This is a genomic window from Metabacillus sp. 22489 (assembly GCF_052044855.1).
GTDB lineage: Bacteria > Bacillota > Bacilli > Bacillales > Bacillaceae > Metabacillus > Metabacillus niabensis.
The window spans coordinates 35,385-52,864 of the sequence record NZ_JBQENT010000006.1 but is presented as its reverse complement, the minus strand read 5'-3'; the positions used below and the strand labels follow the sequence as shown (position 1 = coordinate 52,864).

The 17,480-nt window shown below is 35.8% G+C and carries 15 protein-coding genes and 1 riboswitch; of the genes, 7 read left to right on the top strand and 8 right to left on the bottom strand.

The window, feature by feature from the left end; translation table 11 throughout:
- Nucleotides 1-234: 234 nt before the first annotated feature.
- The 3 genes from metH to ACTJJ9_RS05285 form a co-directional block, all read right to left on the bottom strand.
- Entirely contained in the window at nucleotides 235-3,657 is a 3,423-nt protein-coding gene (metH, locus tag ACTJJ9_RS05295; RefSeq protein WP_145581424.1) for a methionine synthase, read from the bottom strand.
- Nucleotides 3,650-5,512 (bottom strand): bifunctional homocysteine S-methyltransferase/methylenetetrahydrofolate reductase, encoded by a 1,863-nt coding sequence (locus tag ACTJJ9_RS05290; protein ID WP_145581423.1) that lies wholly within the window; start codon nucleotides 5,510-5,512, stop codon nucleotides 3,650-3,652. Before ACTJJ9_RS05290 ends, metH begins: the two co-directional genes overlap by 8 nt.
- 362 nt (nucleotides 5,513-5,874) lie before the next feature.
- A riboswitch (SAM riboswitch) is annotated at nucleotides 5,875-5,950 on the bottom strand.
- 386 nt (nucleotides 5,951-6,336) lie between these two features.
- Nucleotides 6,337-6,828, bottom strand: a complete 492-nt coding sequence (locus ACTJJ9_RS05285; RefSeq protein ID WP_095300823.1) for a YajQ family cyclic di-GMP-binding protein — start codon at nucleotides 6,826-6,828, stop codon at nucleotides 6,337-6,339.
- A 148-nt stretch (nucleotides 6,829-6,976) separates the two neighbouring features.
- Between ACTJJ9_RS05285 and ACTJJ9_RS05280 the strand changes: the two genes are divergently transcribed.
- The 3 genes from ACTJJ9_RS05280 (at nucleotide 6,977) to ACTJJ9_RS05270 (ending at nucleotide 10,850) form a co-directional block, all read left to right on the top strand.
- A complete protein-coding gene (locus ACTJJ9_RS05280) occupies nucleotides 6,977-7,828 on the top strand; it encodes a CvfB family protein (RefSeq protein WP_145581462.1) in 852 nt (283 codons plus the stop codon).
- Nucleotides 7,829-8,214: 386 nt separating this feature from the next.
- On the top strand, nucleotides 8,215-9,180 hold the full coding sequence (locus ACTJJ9_RS05275) for a BMP family lipoprotein (RefSeq protein ID WP_174881205.1): 966 nt from the start codon (nucleotides 8,215-8,217) through the stop codon (nucleotides 9,178-9,180).
- A 17-nt stretch (nucleotides 9,181-9,197) separates the two neighbouring features.
- A complete protein-coding gene (locus ACTJJ9_RS05270) occupies nucleotides 9,198-10,850 on the top strand; it encodes a methyl-accepting chemotaxis protein (RefSeq protein ID WP_145581422.1) in 1,653 nt (550 codons plus the stop codon).
- A 234-nt stretch (nucleotides 10,851-11,084) separates the two neighbouring features.
- Here the strand turns inward: ACTJJ9_RS05270 and ACTJJ9_RS05265 are convergent, their stop codons facing one another.
- Together ACTJJ9_RS05265 and ACTJJ9_RS05260 are read right to left on the bottom strand one after the other, a co-directional pair.
- Nucleotides 11,085-11,216 carry a DUF3941 domain-containing protein gene (locus tag ACTJJ9_RS05265; protein WP_095300820.1) on the bottom strand — a complete coding sequence of 44 codons (132 nt, stop codon included), beginning with the start codon at nucleotides 11,214-11,216 and terminating at the stop codon, nucleotides 11,085-11,087.
- Nucleotides 11,217-11,281: 65 nt separating this feature from the next.
- Nucleotides 11,282-12,139: a DegV family protein gene (locus ACTJJ9_RS05260; protein WP_145581421.1), complete on the bottom strand. Its 858-nt coding sequence runs from the start codon at nucleotides 12,137-12,139 to the stop codon at nucleotides 11,282-11,284.
- Nucleotides 12,140-12,397: 258 nt separating this feature from the next.
- Between ACTJJ9_RS05260 and ACTJJ9_RS05255 the strand changes: the two genes are divergently transcribed.
- Nucleotides 12,398-13,240 carry a YitT family protein gene (locus ACTJJ9_RS05255; protein WP_095300818.1) on the top strand — a complete coding sequence of 281 codons (843 nt, stop codon included), beginning with the start codon at nucleotides 12,398-12,400 and terminating at the stop codon, nucleotides 13,238-13,240.
- 82 nt (nucleotides 13,241-13,322) lie between these two features.
- On the opposite strand, the gene ACTJJ9_RS05250 is transcribed toward ACTJJ9_RS05255, so the two are convergent.
- From ACTJJ9_RS05250 to ACTJJ9_RS05240, 3 genes are all read right to left on the bottom strand, one after another.
- A complete protein-coding gene (locus ACTJJ9_RS05250; RefSeq protein ID WP_145581420.1) occupies nucleotides 13,323-13,520 on the bottom strand; it encodes a DUF3813 domain-containing protein in 198 nt (65 codons plus the stop codon).
- Between the two features lies 1 nt (nucleotide 13,521).
- Nucleotides 13,522-13,677 (bottom strand): hypothetical protein, encoded by a 156-nt coding sequence (locus ACTJJ9_RS05245; protein WP_170944365.1) that lies wholly within the window; start codon nucleotides 13,675-13,677, stop codon nucleotides 13,522-13,524.
- Between the two features lie 122 nt (nucleotides 13,678-13,799).
- Nucleotides 13,800-14,612 carry a Cof-type HAD-IIB family hydrolase gene (locus ACTJJ9_RS05240; RefSeq protein WP_145581419.1) on the bottom strand — a complete coding sequence of 271 codons (813 nt, stop codon included), beginning with the start codon at nucleotides 14,610-14,612 and terminating at the stop codon, nucleotides 13,800-13,802.
- A gap of 221 nt (nucleotides 14,613-14,833) precedes the next feature.
- Here ACTJJ9_RS05240 and ACTJJ9_RS05235 point away from each other — a divergent pair, with 221 nt between their 5' ends.
- From ACTJJ9_RS05235 to argC, 3 genes are all read left to right on the top strand, one after another.
- The gene (locus tag ACTJJ9_RS05235) at nucleotides 14,834-15,604 is read left to right on the top strand and encodes a prolyl oligopeptidase family serine peptidase (protein WP_145581418.1); all 771 of its coding nucleotides are present in this window, start codon (nucleotides 14,834-14,836) and stop codon (nucleotides 15,602-15,604) included.
- Between the two features lie 138 nt (nucleotides 15,605-15,742).
- Nucleotides 15,743-16,051, top strand: a complete 309-nt coding sequence (locus tag ACTJJ9_RS05230) for a metal-sulfur cluster assembly factor (protein ID WP_095300814.1) — start codon at nucleotides 15,743-15,745, stop codon at nucleotides 16,049-16,051.
- A gap of 373 nt (nucleotides 16,052-16,424) precedes the next feature.
- Nucleotides 16,425-17,462, top strand: coding sequence for an N-acetyl-gamma-glutamyl-phosphate reductase (argC, locus tag ACTJJ9_RS05225; RefSeq protein ID WP_145581417.1), 1,038 nt, complete (start codon nucleotides 16,425-16,427; stop codon nucleotides 17,460-17,462).
- Nucleotides 17,463-17,480 lie beyond the last annotated feature (18 nt).

Here is a 17,480-nt window from a genome sequence, read left to right as displayed (position 1 = left end):
AAGTAGTATGGTATAAAATGAAAAAAAGTATGTTACAGGATTTAGTCAATTTTAATCGTTTTGTTTATTACATTGGCTGTTGTCGTAAACTTTGTTGTTGTTTTTTGCTTAGTTGTGTATTTGGCTGATTTCCTCGTGTAGTACTCGCTTTCCGCGGGGGAGGTGGTGAGTCATTAAAAAAAGAGATATTTATTAAGAAAGGGTCAGCCTGTGGGGACTGACCCTTTGTTCATTTTACATTACATTAAAATATTTCGCATCAGGGTGTGATACAACTAAAGCAGTTACAGATGCTTCAGGCTCCATCATAAAGCCTTCTGTTAATTGAATCCCGATATCCTCAGGTCTTAAAAGATTAAATAGCTTTTCCTGATCTTCTAAATCCGGACATGCTGGATATCCGAATGAATATCGTTGCCCTTGGTATTTCGCTGCAAATCGCTGATCCATTGTAAAATCAGGTGCATCAGGGAAGCCCCAACGATCACGGATTAGCTGATGAGTTCGTTCTGCCAGACCTTCCGCAAGCTCTAAAGCTAAAGCTTGTATTGCATGACTTTTTAAGTAATCTCCTTGCTCTTTAAAGCCTTTAGCTAGCTCACGAATTTGACTTCCTGCCGTAACAGCAAACATTGCGACATAATCTAACTCATTGCTAGATTTCGAACGAACATAGTCTGAAATGCATCTGTATGGCATTTTATCTTGACGAGGGAAATCAAATGTTTGTAAAACGACGTCTTTATTATTTGGATCTAAGATACATAGCTTATTTTCATCACTATAAGCTGGGAAAAATTGATAAGCACATGCAGGCTTAAACCATTTATTTTTTGCCCCTTCCTTCAGTAAGTCTTGAATGAGTTCAACCAATTCCATTGTTTTAGGGTCTTTTTTCTTAATTAATTCTTTAATTTTCCCTTTTAAGCCAAGATGGTGGCCAATTAACATTTGCATATTCACATAAGGGATGATTTGTGTTAAATCAATATCCTTTATGAGATGACGCTTTGTATCAACAGGTTGAAAAATTGGTGCTTCACTAATTGTGCTTCGCTTTTCTAATAATTCCGTAACAGCACTTGTTTGTGTATTTTTAATCTTCGTTTCTTCTGTAACCGCTGCTTCATTGACAGTGAATAATTCAGGTGTTGTCCGTAATTGGTTTGCAAGTGATAAACCGTCCATTGCATCCTTTGCGTAAACGACAGGGCCTTTGTACTGGGGAGCAATTTTCATTCTTGTGAATTTTCTTGATAGGGCTGCTCCGCCTACTAATATCGGTAAATTACAATTCGCGTTGTGTAAGTCCTGTGCTGTAATGACCATTTGCTGTGCAGATTTTACTAATAATCCTGATAACCCAATAAGGTCAGGCTTTTCATCCTTAACTGCTTGAATTAATGTTTGCGGTGTAACCTTTATTCCGAGGTCAACAACCTGATAACCGTTATTACTTAAAATAATGTCGACAAGGTTTTTCCCGATATCGTGTACATCACCTTTAACGGTAGCTAATAAAATTTTTCCTTTGCCACTATCTTCTTTTTTATCCATGAATTGCTCTAAAAAGGAGACGGAAGCTTTCATAACTTCAGCACTTTGAAGAACTTCAGCAACGATTAACTGATTATCATTAAATAAAACACCGACCTCAGCCATTCCAGCCATTAATGGCCCGTTAATAATTGACAGTGGATCTGGGTATTTCTTTAGTGCAAGCTCTAAGTCGGGAATTAAGCCTTCCTTAGTTCCTTCAACAATATATCTAGCTAGTCTTTCTTCTAATGGTAGGGTTGTAACAGGTTTTTTATCTTCCTTTTTCTTGCCGCGATAGAATGCGGTAAAAGCAGCTAATGTTTCATCAGTCGTTTTAAATAATAAATCCTCTGCTAACTTGATCTCTTCTTTAGGGATTGAGGCAAACCGTTCTAATTTCTCAGTGTTAACAATTGCATAATCTAACCCTGCTTGTGTGCAATGATATAAATAAACAGCGTTTAATACTTCTCGACCAACAGGTGGGAGGCCGAAGGATACATTACTAACGCCGAGAATTGTTAAACATTCAGGTAAATGTTCTTTAATAAGTTGAATTCCCCGGACTGTTTCATTTGCAGAACCGATATATTGCTCATCACCCGTTCCCACAGGAAATACAAGGGGGTCAAAAATTAAATCACTCGCTTTAAGTCCATGCTTATGAACGAGTATGTCATGTGAACGTTTTGCAACCTCTAATTTTTTTTCGGCGGTTAAAGCCATACCAATCTCATCAATTGTACCAACAACAAGGGCGCCGCCATATTTTTTTACAAGCGGAACAATGGCATCAAAACGTTCTTCACCATCCTCAAGGTTAACAGAGTTAATAATTGCCTTACCTTGTGAATATTTCAGGGCACGTTCAATTACTTTTTCATCGGTTGAATCAATAACAAGAGGTGCCTTTACTTTTTTAACAACTTCCTTGATAAATGCTTCCATATCCTCTAATTCATCTCGATCAGGATCCGCAAGACAAATATCAATAACATGGGCACCATTTTTCACTTGTGCTCTGGCGATTTCCGCTGCTTCTTCAAACTTCGCTTCAGCAATTAACCGTTTAAACTTTCTAGAGCCGATAACATTTGTCCGTTCACCGACGAATAGCGGACGCATTCCTTCATCATACTGCAAGGCATCAATTCCTGATACTGTATGTCCGGTTGAAACCGATTCGAAGCTTCGCGGCTTTAAGGATGCTACAGCCTCTGAGATTGCTTTAATATGTTCAGGTGTTGTTCCACAGCAGCCACCTACTAGATTGAGCCAGCCTTGTTCAGCAAAGGCAACTAATTTCTTCGCAAGGGACTCAGGTGATTCGTGATAATTTCCTTCTTCATCAGGTAGGCCAGCATTTGGGTAACAGCTAATGGCAGTGTTCGCTATACTAGCTAATGTTCTTATATGATCCGTCATAAATTCCGGACCTGTTGCACAGTTTAAGCCAACTGAAATTGGCTTCATATGCTCTAAAGAGATATAAAATGCTTCAATATCTTGCCCCGCTAACGTAGTTCCCATCGGCTCGATCGTACCGGAAATCATTAATGGAAGCTCTTTACCTGTATTTTCAAATGCTTTTTTAATCCCGATGAAACCAGCTTTTACATTAAGCATATCCTGGCTTGTTTCTAATAGAAGTAAATCAGCGCCACCGAGAATAAGTCCTCTAGCTTGTTCTTCATAGTTTTCTATAAGCGTATCAAACGTTGTCCCGCCAGTAACAGATAATGTTTTCGTTGTAGGTCCCATTGCTCCGGCTACGAAGCGAGGTTTTTCAGGTGTTGAAAACTTAAGGGCTGCATTTTTTGCTAATTTGGCTGATTCAATATTTAATTCAAGGGCTAATGAGCCTAACTCATATTCATCGAGTACAAGGCTTGTTGCTCCAAATGTGTTTGTTGAAATAATGTCTGAACCAGCTAGCAAATATCCTTCATGAATTTTTTCAATTGTTTTTGGAGCAGTTAAGGTTAAGTATTCATTACACCCCTCATAGTCTTCGCCGCCAAAATCATCAGCAGTAAGGTTTGCAGCCTGAATCATTGTCCCCATTGCTCCATCAAGGACTAAAATTCGTTTTGTTAGTTCGTCTTGGATGCTATACATGTGTAATCTTCCTTTCTGCTAGTTGTTTTTCCTTTTCATGGATGTAATTTGTTAGCTCCACAGTAAGGTCATATTGTAAAAATGGAGTAATTAAGTAAATTCCATTAAATAAATCAAAAGCGGCATCGATTAGTTCCTTGGCAATTGCTAAGCCCTCTAGACGTGCCTTGTCTTTATCTGTTCCCGCAGCAGCCATTTTTTCTCTAATTGAATCAGATAATTTAATGCCAGGGATTTCGTTATGAATAAATTCAGCGTTTCGACTTGAAGTTAACGGCATAATTCCAATATAAATTGGTGCTTTTAAGTTACGGGTTGCTTTATATACTTCGACGATCTGCTCGGTAGAATAGAGCGGCTGTGAAATAAAATAATCTGCACCACAAGCGATTTTTTTCTCTAATCGTACGACTGCTTTGTCTAAATGGCGGACATTTGGATTAAAAGCAGCTGCAACAGAGAAGTTTGTTTTTTCTCCAAGAGGCTTACCTGAATATGATACACCTGCATTAAATTGTTTAATTAAGCTAATTAAATCAAAGGAAGATACATCATAAACGGATGTAGCACCTGGGAAATCACCAATCTTTGAAGGATCACCAGTTATCGCGAGAACATCTGATAGCCCTAGAGAGTGCAAGCCCATTAAGTGTGATTGTAAGCCAATAAGGTTTCGGTCACGACAAGTTATATGAATTAATGCTCGTGTACCGGTTTTCTCTCTAGCAAGGATCCCTGCTGCCAAATTGCTTACCCGTGGTGAAGCAAGAGAGTTGTCAGCTAATGTAAGAGCATCAATACCAGCATTATGTAATGCCTTTGCACCTTCTAAAAATTTACTCATTCCGAGCTTTTTCGGAGGATCTAATTCCACGATTACAGAGCGTCTATCTGTTACAATTTCTTGTAATGGTGGTAATGAATTAGCGCTTGTTACAGTGATGCTATCTTGGATTTCCTTCGGTGCTCTTACTTTTTTACTTGTTATTGGCTCAAGACCAGCAACTGCTTCAGCCATTGCTTGAATATGTCGCGGTGTTGTTCCACAGCAACCACCGATTAATCTTGCACCTTGCTCACGGAATTTTAACGCACTTTCCTTAAAATAACCTTCATCAGACTCATAAACTAATCGACCCTCATTTAGAGCAGGTAAACTGCTGTTTGGAAATACAGAAAGAGCAGCATGCTTAGGTATTGGTACTTCTTCTAATGATTGAATCATATGATATGGACCTAAACGGCAGTTTAAGCCAATGACATTTGCTCCAAGCTCCTCAAGTGTTGTAAATGCCTGTTGCAATGGTGTTCCATCCTGTAGTACGCCAGCTTCATGCAATGAGACATTTGCGATAATTGGCTTATTTGTTTCTTTACGGGCAATTTTAAGAACGGTAGTCATTTCTTCTAAATCATAATAAGTTTCAAGGAGGATCCCATCGACATTTTCATTTAATAACACATAAAGCTGCTCTCGGAAGTTGCGTTTTAAATCATCTAGAGATTGCGCACTTTTCTTGAAGGAGCGAATTCCGCCAATCGTTCCAAACACATATGTTGGAGCAATTGCTGCTTTAACAGCCTGCTTTGCAATTTCAACGGCCTGTTTATTAATTTGTCTAATATCATCCTCTAGGCCATACCTTGAGAGCTTAATATCATTTGCCCCATAAGTGTTCGTTTGGATAAGATTTGCCCCTGCTTGAATGTATGCTTCGTGTACGCGCAATACATCACTAGGCTTTGATAGGTTTAATTCCTCGAAGCAACGGTCAACGCCATGTGCATAAAGCATTGTCCCCATAGCACCGTCTCCAATTAAAATTTTACTCTTTAAATCTTCTAAAAAGCTCATAACTAAAGCCCCCATTTCCTTTTCATATCAAAATCTGAGAAAAGCCTATATAAAATAAAAAAAGCCTTCATAAGCAGAAGGCTAGATAGTACAAAGCTTCTCCTTATCTTTCAAGCATTTTAAATGCTTAGCTGGAATTAGCACCTTGGCATTCGGATGGAGTGATAAGAGTAGATTGATTAATTAGGAAAATAGCATCTTATTACTTTCAGTATGAGCGTTGAATAAAACTCAGGCTTACTGTTTTATTCCTTTTGAAAAATAATGAAAAAAGTGTCGAATAACGCTCGTTTTCGCTACTTTTTTCATTATCTTTCACATACTGATAAATAATGAGTCTATTTATAAATCTACAATCAATCAACTTATCAATCTTTCCGAGATTGACCGGTTGCTGAAGCTTCATAGGGCCAGTCCCTCAGCTTCTCTTGATAAGATATGAAATTTAGTTTTTATTTTCCTTTAAATGATTAAAAAGTGTTACAACTAATTTATCTAATATTTTGAAAAATAGCAATAGTTATTTTTAAATAAAGTGAACTGTTAAATAAAATCACTGCCTAGCTAAAAACTCTTGATTTTCCCTTTGCTCCAATCCATAGCAGTAAACAGTCGGAAAAGCCTCTTCATGGTTGAATGAAAAAACGAGAAATAGTGTTAAGTTAATTGAGTATAATGTTTGCTAAGCATAAGGTATGAACAGTAACAATCGTTATTCTATGCTTTTTTCAGTCTAAGCCCTTCAAAGTAATAAGCCACTCGTGAAATAAAGATTAGAGCTCTTTCTATTTCATGAGTGGCTTATTTTAGTTAAGGCTGATATTTTATCGATAATTAATAAATTGAACTTCGATCGGTAGGTCTGCTTGTTTTATTGCAGCAATTATTTGTTGAAGGTCATCTCTGCTTTTTCCGGTGACACGAATTTGGTCATCCTGAATTTGTGATTTAACTTTTAAACCACTATTTTTAATTAGTGTATTTATTTTCTTTGCATTTTCCTTATCGATGCCAGATACTAGTTCAGCTCTTTGACGAACGGTACCACCTGATGCATTCTCGATTTTTTTGTAGGAAATATTTTTGATTGGGACATTTCGTTTAATGAGTTTAGAAATCAATACATCCTTTAGCTGCTCTAGCTTATATTCGTCATCAGAGACTAAAACGAGCTCGTCATTTTCTAATGAGATTGTACTTTTGCTACCTTTAAAATCATAGCGTGTTGAAATTTCCTTCATTGCAATATTAATGGCATTTGATACTTCTGGTAATTCGATTTTTGATACAATATCAAATGAACTCTCTTTCGCCATAAATATCCTCCATTCCGTATATAATATGGTTAGATTATAGTAAAATAAAACAACTATCACAACTATTTATGTTTGATTCGTACATATTAAGTGGTAAGTGACGATAGCAAAAATCGTACTTTGATTATGAAGGGATAGATTTAGATTGATGTTACCTGGAAAGCAAGAAGTTGTTACAGTAGATGAGAAGGTTGATTTTGGATACTTTTTAACAGATGGGAAAGACCGTGTATTGCTTCACAATAATGAGGTGATAGGTGAAATAGAAGTCGGAGATGAAATTGAAGTCTTTTTCGGAGTAGATGCCCAGGACAGGCTTTATGCAACGATGAAAAAGCCGTATATAACAGAAGATACGTATGCATGGGTAGAGGTTGTAGATGTTATTGATGATATGGGGGCATTTGTTGATATCGGATTGAGTAAAGATGCTCTTGTAGCAAAGGATCATTTGCCATATTTAAGAGAGGTTTGGCCTGAAAAGGGAGATAAGTTATATTGTACGTTAAAGGTATCTAAAAATGGCCGTTTTTTTGCACGTTTAGCAACTGAAGAAATCGTAGGGCCTGAATTAAAGCAAGCTGACCGCTCCTTATTTAATAAGGAAATTACCGGAGTTGTTTATCGGATGATTGTAGCTGGATCCTTTATTCTTACTGAGGAAGGATATAAAGGGTTTATCCATTCCTCTCAAAGAACGATTGAACCAAGATTAGGGGAGAAGGTTACAGGTCGTGTTATTGATGTAAAGGAGGATGGAACAGTAAATGTTTCATTACTTCCTCGTAAACAGGATGCAATGGGTGTCGATGCAGAGAAAATTTATGCTTATATGGACCAACGCGGTGGAGCAATGCCGTTTACTGATAAAAGTGACCCCGAAGATATTAAGGAACGATTTAACTTGAGTAAGGCTGCCTTCAAGCGAGCGTTAGGGCATTTAATGAAGCAAGGTAGAGTTTATCAAGAGAATGGATGGACGTATTTTAAAAAGGAATAAATTTCTAATGAAATGATAAAGGAGGATCTTTGAGATCCTCCTTTTATTTTGTTGAAATAATAAATTTTTAATTTTTTTATAAAAGAACGGTTACATAATTGAAAAAGATGAAACAGATTGTCGATACATATAGAGTGAGTTTTTTAGAAAGGCAGTTTTCGTAATCTTTGTTGCTTTTTATTTAGTTGTCGTTTTTGGTTGATTTCCTCGGGCAGTACTCGTTTTCCAGGGGGGGATGTGTGCCTCCTTAAGTGGAACACTTGTTTAACATTAACCTATCCCTCGCATTTTGTAGGGATCTCGTAAGTAAATCCAATCAACCTTTGTATAAATGGTGCAAAAACAACAATCTTTTAGAAAAAAGACTTTAGAAAAGAGGTTTAATAATGAACAGAAAAAGAATCATTCTCCTTTTATTATGTTTAATTTTATCTGTTACAGGCTGTTCCCAGCAGAAGCCTAAAACAAAAGTAGATGACAGAATAAAGATAGGAATCATGCTGTCTGATGTAGGTTTAGGTGACCAATCTTTTAGTGATACCGCATTTAACGGGCTTGTTAAAGCGAGAGATGAGTTAGGAGTTCTTTTTGATTATCGGGAGCTAAACGATACAGGAACATATGAAGAGGGGCTTAAACAATTAGTGAATGAGGGAAATGATATTGTCATTGGGCTTGGATTTAATATTCAGCAAGACCTTGAAAAGGTAGCGAAGCAATTTCCAGAACAGCAATTCGTAATTGTAGATGCAATTTCAGAGCTAGAAAATGTGACTTCAGTTACCTTCAAAGAGGATCAAGGAAGCTACTTAGTTGGTATTGTTGCAGCGTTAACAACAAAAACAAATAAAATCGGGTTTATTGGTGGTGAGGATACACCGCTTATAAATAAATTCGAATCTGGGTTTATTGAAGGGATAAGAGCAGTAAATAATCACATAACAGTTGTTAGTGAATATGCAAATGATTTTGGAAATGAGCAGCTCGGTGCTGAAATAGCAAAAAAAATGATTGATAACAATGTAGATGTCATTTATGGGGTAGCAGGCTTAACAGGAGTTGGGATGTTAAAGGAAGCACAGAGGAGTAAGGTATATGGGATCGGTGTCGATACTGACCAGTATTTTTATGCTGAAGAGGCTGTTGTGACATCAATGTTAAAAAATATCGATGTTGCGATGTATCAACTAGCTGAACAGCTCGTTAAGCAAGGAAAGATTTCAAAGGGACATATAGAGCTAGGTTTAAAGGAAAATGGCGTAGATTTAGCACCTTTAAGAGTAGTGAATTATAGCAAGGAGCAAACCAAGTTAATTGAAAATTATAAAGAGCAGCTAGCAAATCAACAATAGAAGGAAGGATTGGTTATATGACAATTAAGAAAAAGTTACTGATTCAATCATCTACAATTTTAATCGTAGCGATCTTAATCGTTGGTTTTATTATATTTAATATGGTATCAATCCAAGCTTCTAATGAGGAACAGGTACCAACATTATTAAATATTCAAAAACTCCAAGGAGAGCTAAATACAGTAAAGGCAGGCTTAAATAATTACTCGGTCACACCGACTGATGCGCAAAAACAAGAAATTATTACAGCTATTTCCAATAGTGAAAAATTGATTGAAGAAATAGAGCCTCACATTAATGGGGCAAAAAGTGAAAAGACATTAAAGAAGCTTCAAACGAAGTATTCACAATGGAAAGAGGAAACGAATTTATCATTTGAAAGAAAAGATGTTCGTGAAGCAAATCGCCAATCAATTCGGATGAATGGTATCTTGAATGATTTGCATTTGATCAATGAATACGCAAACGAGCAATATACGACTTTACAAGAAAACTTAAAAAATCAAATTTCATTCGTTATTATTTCCTCTGCAATAAGCTGTTTAGTGTTGATCATATTTACGATATTATTATCAACTAAAATGACGAATCGAATTACGAAACCACTAAACAAAATCGCACAAAATGCTGATCAAGTTGCATCTGGTAACCTAGTCGTCGACACAGTTATTTACAATGGGAAGGATGAGCTAGCAGATTTAAATGGTTCATTTACTGAAATGGTCAAACAATTAAAAGGCTTGTTATATACTGTTGAGAATTTAAGTAAAAATGTCGAAGAAACGGCTATTGAATTAGAGGCTGAAAACAAAGGACTTACAGAAATAAGCAATCAAGTTGCTGTATCTATAACGGAAATGTCGATTGGCTCGCAATCAATTTCAAATGATATGCAGGAAGCAGTCACCTTAATTGAACAGATGGATAAAGGGTTTGAAGAAAATGTTATTCTTTCGGAAAAGTCTTATTCTTTTGGAAATGAGGCAGTAAGTGCAATCCAGTCAGGTCAAAGGGCAATTGAACGGCAAAATAAGCTTATGGATGAAAATAGTAAAATCAGTGAATCAATTGTGATCGCAACGAAAAAGTTTACTGATCATACTTCTGAAATAGAAAACATGGCAAAATCAGTAGCTGCAATTGCAGAACAAACGAATCTTTTAGCTCTTAATGCAGCAATAGAAGCAGCACGTGCTGGTGAAGCTGGTAAAGGCTTTGCGGTTGTTGCAGATGAGGTGCGTAAATTAGCAGAGGAATCATCTAAGTCAACGAAACATATTTTTGATATGGTGAATATGATTAAAAATGGTATTGCTGATATTGAGCAATCCGTTAATAATGGAGTAACGATAGTAGAGGAACAACAACAATCTATGACAACTACTACTTCAGCTTTTGATAATATAGGCACGAAGGTTGAAGAAATGATGAAAGGTTTAACAGAACTATTAAAAGGTATTCAACATTCAAAAAAAATGGGAGAACAAGTTCTCGAGAGTGTTGAAAATATTAGCTCTGTAGTAGAAGAGACAGTAGCTGGTAATGAAGAAATATCAGCATCAACGACTGAACAATTAGCCTCATTTGAAAAAATTGTTGATAAGGTTGTAAAGCTAAGAGAATTTACAGATTATTTAAATCAAACATTAGCAAAGTTCCGCTTGAAATAATAGGAAGGACATTGAACGTATTTTAGTTCAATGTCCTTTTTAGATTTGCTCTGATAACTTAGTTGTTTATTTCACTATAGGTGCTCGCATTCTATGGGCAGTCTAGGAGCATCCTTTTGCGTTAGCGCGCATGTCAGGTCTCCCTTTTGGCAGGAGTCCCCACTCCTTACACGCCTATAAACAAAGTGCTAAGAAATCAATTTAACATTGCCTTTGGCTTAAACAACTATTGTATTATAGATGATCAGTTTTTTTAGAATATTGATTCTTTCCCATTTTTCGGTTTTTCTCACGCATCATATTTTTTTCGTGATGCAGTGCATTGTTATCTTTTGCTTTTTTATCATTATCACTAGTGTGTGGCATGATAATGCTCCTTTCAGTATGATATAGAGTTATGATGCCCGTTATTGTTTATCATATGTAAGGAGTTAAGCTTCGTCATTTAGGAAGAAGATAGCCAAAGTACCAGGTCCAGCATGTGCTCCAACAACGGCACCTACATAATTAATGTAAACCTCTTTGGGAGAAAATGCTTCTTCGATCATTGCCTTCATTTCAGTTGCAGCGTCAAAATCATCTCCATGGCTTATAGCAATTGTTTGATTTTGTAAGTTTACTCCACGTTCCTTCATTAGGTCGATTATTCTTCGGAAAACCTTTTTACGACCACGAAGTTTTTCAAGTGGAATTAATTTTCCATCTTCAACATGTAGCAATGGTTTAATATTAAGAAGACCGCCGACAAATGCTGATGCTTTACTAATTCGTCCACCACGTGCTAAATATTCCAAATTATCAACTGTGAAAATATGCTCGATTTTAGGGCAATAGCTTTTCATTGCTTCTTCAATCTCCTCTAATGATAGCCCCTCATTTGAAAGCTTTACTGCATGCATTACAGCAAGCCCATGTCCAAGTGATGCACATTTAGTATCGATAATTGAAAGCTTACTATCTGGATATTCTTCTAGAACTTCATTTCGGATCATTACCGCAGTTTGATATGTCCCAGATAATTCAGATGAAAAGGCAACATATAGACTTGGGATACCCTTTTTGGCAAGCTCCGTAAATGTTTCCTTTATTAAATGTGGAGAAGCCTGTGAAGTTTTGACGATAACACCATTTCGCATTTCATCATAGATTTTTTTAGGCTCAATTTCTTTTTGATCTTGTAGCTGTTTTCCTTTTATATCAACACTTAACGGGAGAAAGGATACGGAATGCTCTTTAAAAAACTGCAATGGTAAATCACATGCACTGTCTGCAATAATGTGTACATTCATATAAACACCTACCTCATTTTATTTGTTTTACTATTTCATTTGATTACATAGGCGAATGTTGTTTTAGATCATTATGAACTATTTTTTGTTCACATAAAATACTTGAATGAAAAAAGTCTTTATTAGTAAGGAATAACCATTGAAAAATGTCTATTTCAGTTTAACACGATCAGGTTAAATTACAATCTTTGTACTCAATTACTTTAAAAAGGGGAACAGATAAAAGTAAGTACTTAGCGATGGAGGTTGTATAACCAAATGGTTAAATCTGAAGTGAAGAAGGTCATAGTTGTACTTATCGGTGCTTTGTTAAATTCAATTGGATTAAATTTATTTCTCATTCCAGCTAATGTATATGCGAGTGGGTTTACAGGGATTTCTCAGCTTCTTTCAAGTGTGCTTGAGCAGTATACACCCTTCTCGATATCAACTGGAGTATTGCTCCTATTATTAAATATTCCTGTAGCAATTTTGGGCTGGATGAAGGTTGGAAGATCGTTTACGATTTATAGTTTTTTCAGTGTTGCTGCAACAACCTTTTTCTTAGGAATTGTTCCACTTGAATCACTTTCAGAGGATATTTTACTTAATGCGGTTTTTGGAGGTGTCATCTCTGCGGTTGGAGTTGGACTGACATTGAAATATGGTGCTTCGACTGGAGGATTAGATATTATTGCGATGATTTTATCTCGAATGAACGATAAGCCTGTAGGGACGTATTTTTTTATTCTTAATGGAATCATTATTTTTACTGCCGGATTATTATACGGATGGGAAAAAGCATTGTATACATTAGTCACCTTATATGTAACGACAAGAGTAATTGACGCGATCCATACTAGACATGTAAAGCATACAGCAATGATTGTATCAAAAAAAGGGGAAGAATTAAAAAAGGCAATTCACTCTAAGCTTGTAAGAGGAATCACAACGATACCAGCAAAGGGCGGATTTACAAATGAAACGAAGGATATGTTAATTATTGTCATCACTCGTTATGAATTGTATGATTTAGAGCGAATTATCAAAGATGTCGATCCTCATGCCTTTACGAATATAATCCAAACTACCGGGATATTCGGGTTCTTTAGAAAAGATTAAGGAAGAGGAGTCCTTATACTCTCATCCAAATATTAGCTGCAAAAATGAGGGAATAGGTATTATCCCTATTCCCTCTAAAATATTATTCAATGCTCTCGATTGTTTGCTGAAATTCCCTAAGCTGGGAACGTTCTGCATTTGTACAGTTCATATAGGCAGACGATAAAGCGTTTTTAGCCTTTTCGATAGCTTCTTGTTTATCACCTTGTATTTCTCCATTTGCTACAGAATTGGCATAGGCAACTAATTGTCTCGCCTGTTGATATAATGGATTGCTCATCTTATATCTCTCCTATTTGCGAAGAACCTATTGCTTGATTAGCACGACGTTCTTCTGCTTCAGACAATGTTGTATGGTAAGGGAACCTCTCATCGTGTTTAGAAACAGTATCTTTGCTTTGTTGGAAAAAACGTTTCGATTTGTTTCGTTTACCCATTGAAAAAGCCCCCCTTAAATATTGTCAAAATGACGTTAATGAAACGTCCCTATTATTTTGTACGAAAACCTAAAGAGTTATAAATGGCAATATGTATCTGAATAATAATGACGGAGGAAATTTTATAATTTCAAAACAGCTTTTAAGTAATGTGCTACACCATCATCCTCATTCGTACCAGTTTCTTTATTTGCAATTGCTTTTAATTGTTGAATCGCATTCCCCATTGCCACACCATGTCCTGCATATTCAAGCATTTCAAAGTCATTATCCTCATCGCCAAATGCAATAATTCGTTCTTGCGGGATTTGGTAGTATTGAGCTATTTTTTTTAGTCCAACGGCTTTATTAATACCTGCGCGAATAATTTCAATCACATGCCAAGGTGCTGCCCATTTTCGGTGATCAACGACCTCTGCATGAACGTTTGACAAGTATGCGCGGATCTTTCCTACTTCCTCCTCAGCTGCATGAATCAAAATGCTTGTCACATCTTCATGAAGGTTTTCACGCAAATCACCGATTTTTATCGTTGGATTTCCCATACTAAAAATATCTAATAATCTTTCGTCATGATAATGAAAATAAACTTCATCAATGACCTCAGCTAACATATTATGTAATTGATGCTTTTCGGCAACCTCTAGAATGTCTTTAACAACATGGAGGTCAAGTGTTGTATGGAAGGTTCCCCAATCATTGTCTTTTGGATGATGAACATAGGCACCATTAAAATTAACAATTGGTGTCGTTAGCTCTAATTCATCATAATACATGGAGCTTGAACGAAAAGGTCTTCCTGTTGCAATACAAACATGATGTCCAGCTGCTTTTGCCTTTTTTATAATATCTTTTGTAAATGGTGAAATTGTTTTATCATCTTTCAGTAAAGTTCCATCTAAATCTAAAGCAATTAGATAAGGGTTGTTGTCCATAATTTCTCCTTTTATACATAATGAATGTAATTGCACTTAAGTAGTAGAAAGCCTAAGTAACAACGAAAGCTTGTGCTCCTCGTGTTTCCTATAAGGATACTTCACCAATTTTAGCGCTAGGAAAGTCGTTTTAGCTTTCCTATTATAGTGTATCTTTTTTCCAAGATTGATGTCTACATGTTACAATAAATTGGTGGCAAAATAGAATGGAGGCGCGTCAATTGGTTACCGTTGAAAAGATATATATTGAAAATATTCCCCTATTACATATTGTAAAACAATCTCTTAAGGGAGAACAAACACCGTTCGTTATGTTTGTCCATGGTTTTATGAGTGTAAAGGAAAAAAACCTTCATTATGCTTATCACTTAGCAGAAAAAGGAATAAGAGTTGTTTTACCAGAAGCTTTATATCATGGTGAAAGAAGTAAGAACTTTGATACATTACAAATGAGTATTAGATTTTGGGAAATCGTTCTGAATGAAATAAAAGAAATTAATACTATTAAACAATATTTTGAAGCTAATGGATTAATCAATCGTGAGCAAATTGGACTTGCCGGAACATCAATGGGTGGAATAACTACGCTCGGTGCACTAACACAGTATGATTGGATTAAGGCAGCGGTAAGTCTTATGGGAAATCCTTGCTATACAGCTTTTTTAAAAACACAGCTCGAGCAATTGGAGAAAAATGGAGTGGAAATTCCTCTAAGTGATGATGAACTTGCTGAGCAAATGAACATGCTTGAACGTTATGATTTGAGCATGCATAAAGAAAAGCTTAAAAATAGACCTTTACTATTTTGGCATGGTGAAAGGGACCTGGAAGTTCCCTTTGCACAAACATATCAATTTTATAAGGAAATTATGCCTTTATATGAACAATCTCCTGAAAAGTTAAGCTTTATTGTTGATCAAAAAGCAGCTCATGTCGTTTCACAAGAAGGAGTAAAAGCATTAGTCGAATGGTTTGAGCGATATTTACATTAATTTAGCAGATGAATTGCAAGCTTCTTTATTGTATGATAAACAGTCAGGTTCATATGCTATAAACATATTTCTTTCTTCTCTACCTTTTCTTTACTATACTTACATTAGATGAACTATCGGAAAGGAGTGATTCACACGATGGATGAATTACTAAAAGAAAATATTTACGGGGCTCTTGAGACAGTGGTCGACCCTGAGATCGGTATTGATATTGTTAATCTTGGGCTTGTATACGATGTGAAAATGGATGATGAAGGCTTAACAGAGGTTACGATGACATTAACATCAATGGGATGTCCTTTAGCTGGAACAATCGTTGACCAGGTAAAGACTGCTCTTAACGATATCCCAGAAGTAAAGGATGTAGAAGTAAACATTGTTTGGAATCCACCTTGGACAAAGGATAAAATGTCAAGAATGGCTAAAATTGCATTAGGTATAAGATAAAAAAGGATGCAGCTGCTTCACTTTTATGGAATTTTCCTAAAGGTGAAGCAGTTTTTTGTTTGGTTTAAGAACCATTTTCCAGCTGGTTAATAATATATAAAGTGCCTAGTTTAAAATTCTTTATAAACAATTAGTTAAGCGATTATATTATTCGGTTCATTCCATTCTTTTAAAAAAAATCATCCATTTTATACAATTGATTGCATATAAATAAGTTCGAATATAAGTATCGGGAGCTAATGAGATCCTTAGCATTTAACGATTTTTTTGAAAAATGAATAAAAATATTATTTATACACTTGATTTTATTTTTATACATATTTATAATTGAGAAATAATTTAGAAAACGAAGATAACTTGAGAAGGTGATTTAGTGAAAGTAGGAATTATCGGGGCTACTGGATATGGTGGAGTTGAATTATATCGTATATTATCAAACCATCCATTTGTGGAAGAGTGTATATTGTATTCATCCTCAGAAATGGATGTCCCATATATTCAATCGTTTCCACATTTAACAGAATTAAGCGACCATACATTAAGGAAAATTGATGTTGAAGAAATTAAAAACAATATAACGGTACTATTTCTTGCTACCCCACCTGGTGTTTCTAGGAGCTTATCACCTCAATTTACTGAATCAAATGTAAAAATCATAGATTTATCAGGGGATTTAAGGTTAAAAGACCGTAATGAATATGAAAAATGGTATAAACGACCATCTGCAGAGGAAGAACTTTTAGAAAAGGCTGTTTATGGGCTTTCTGAATTAAATAAACAGGCTATTAAAGAAGCACAATTTCTTGCAAATCCAGGGTGTTTTCCGACTGCAACAATTTTAGGGTTAGCACCTATTGTGGAAAAAGGGCTAATCAATGAACAATCGATTATTGTTGATGCTAAAACAGGTGTATCTGGTGCTGGTAGAAATGCATCACATGCGACACATTATTCTGAAGTAAATGAAAATGTGAAAATCTATAAAGTACATGAGCATCAGCATATCCCAGAAATTGAACAAATGCTTCATAATTTAAACGAAAAAATCACATATATTTCATTCAATACACATTTGATTCCAATGACACGTGGAATAATGGCGACAATATATACGAGTTTAACAGATTCATATACAACCGAACAATTGCTAGATTTATATAAAGATTATTATCAACATTCACCATTCGTACGAATTCGCAAGCAAAATGAATTTCCAGCAACAAAGGAAGTTTATGGCTCTAATTTTTGCGACATTGGACTGAAAATTGATGAACGAACAGGAAGAGTAACAATCGTATCTGTAATTGATAATTTAATGAAGGGTGCTGCCGGTCAAGCAGTTCAAAACTTCAATATTATGAACGGTTTTGAAGAAACAACTGGGCTTTATTCAGCACCGATATATCCATAATGACAACCAGGGAGGAAA

Bases quoted from the DNA above. Each gene is read 5' to 3' on its own strand.
- ACTJJ9_RS05255 (WP_095300818.1), top strand. From the start codon at position 12,398: ATGGTTAAATCTGAAGTGAAGAAGGTCATAGTTGTACTTATCGGTGCT.
- ACTJJ9_RS05270 (WP_145581422.1), top strand. From the start codon at position 9,198: ATGACAATTAAGAAAAAGTTACTGATTCAATCATCTACAATTTTAATC.
- ACTJJ9_RS05245 (WP_170944365.1), bottom strand. From the start codon at position 13,677: ATGGGTAAACGAAACAAATCGAAACGTTTTTTCCAACAAAGCAAAGAT.
- ACTJJ9_RS05290 (WP_145581423.1), bottom strand. From the start codon at position 5,512: ATGAGCTTTTTAGAAGATTTAAAGAGTAAAATTTTAATTGGAGACGGT.
- ACTJJ9_RS05280 (WP_145581462.1), top strand. From the start codon at position 6,977: ATGTTACCTGGAAAGCAAGAAGTTGTTACAGTAGATGAGAAGGTTGAT.
- ACTJJ9_RS05230 (WP_095300814.1), top strand. From the start codon at position 15,743: ATGGATGAATTACTAAAAGAAAATATTTACGGGGCTCTTGAGACAGTG.
- ACTJJ9_RS05285 (WP_095300823.1), bottom strand. From the start codon at position 6,828: ATGGCGAAAGAGAGTTCATTTGATATTGTATCAAAAATCGAATTACCA.
- metH (WP_145581424.1), bottom strand. From the start codon at position 3,657: ATGTATAGCATCCAAGACGAACTAACAAAACGAATTTTAGTCCTTGAT.
- ACTJJ9_RS05240 (WP_145581419.1), bottom strand. From the start codon at position 14,612: ATGGACAACAACCCTTATCTAATTGCTTTAGATTTAGATGGAACTTTA.
- ACTJJ9_RS05275 (WP_174881205.1), top strand. From the start codon at position 8,215: ATGAACAGAAAAAGAATCATTCTCCTTTTATTATGTTTAATTTTATCT.
- ACTJJ9_RS05250 (WP_145581420.1), bottom strand. From the start codon at position 13,520: ATGAGCAATCCATTATATCAACAGGCGAGACAATTAGTTGCCTATGCC.
- ACTJJ9_RS05260 (WP_145581421.1), bottom strand. From the start codon at position 12,139: ATGAATGTACACATTATTGCAGACAGTGCATGTGATTTACCATTGCAG.
- ACTJJ9_RS05265 (WP_095300820.1), bottom strand. From the start codon at position 11,216: ATGCCACACACTAGTGATAATGATAAAAAAGCAAAAGATAACAATGCA.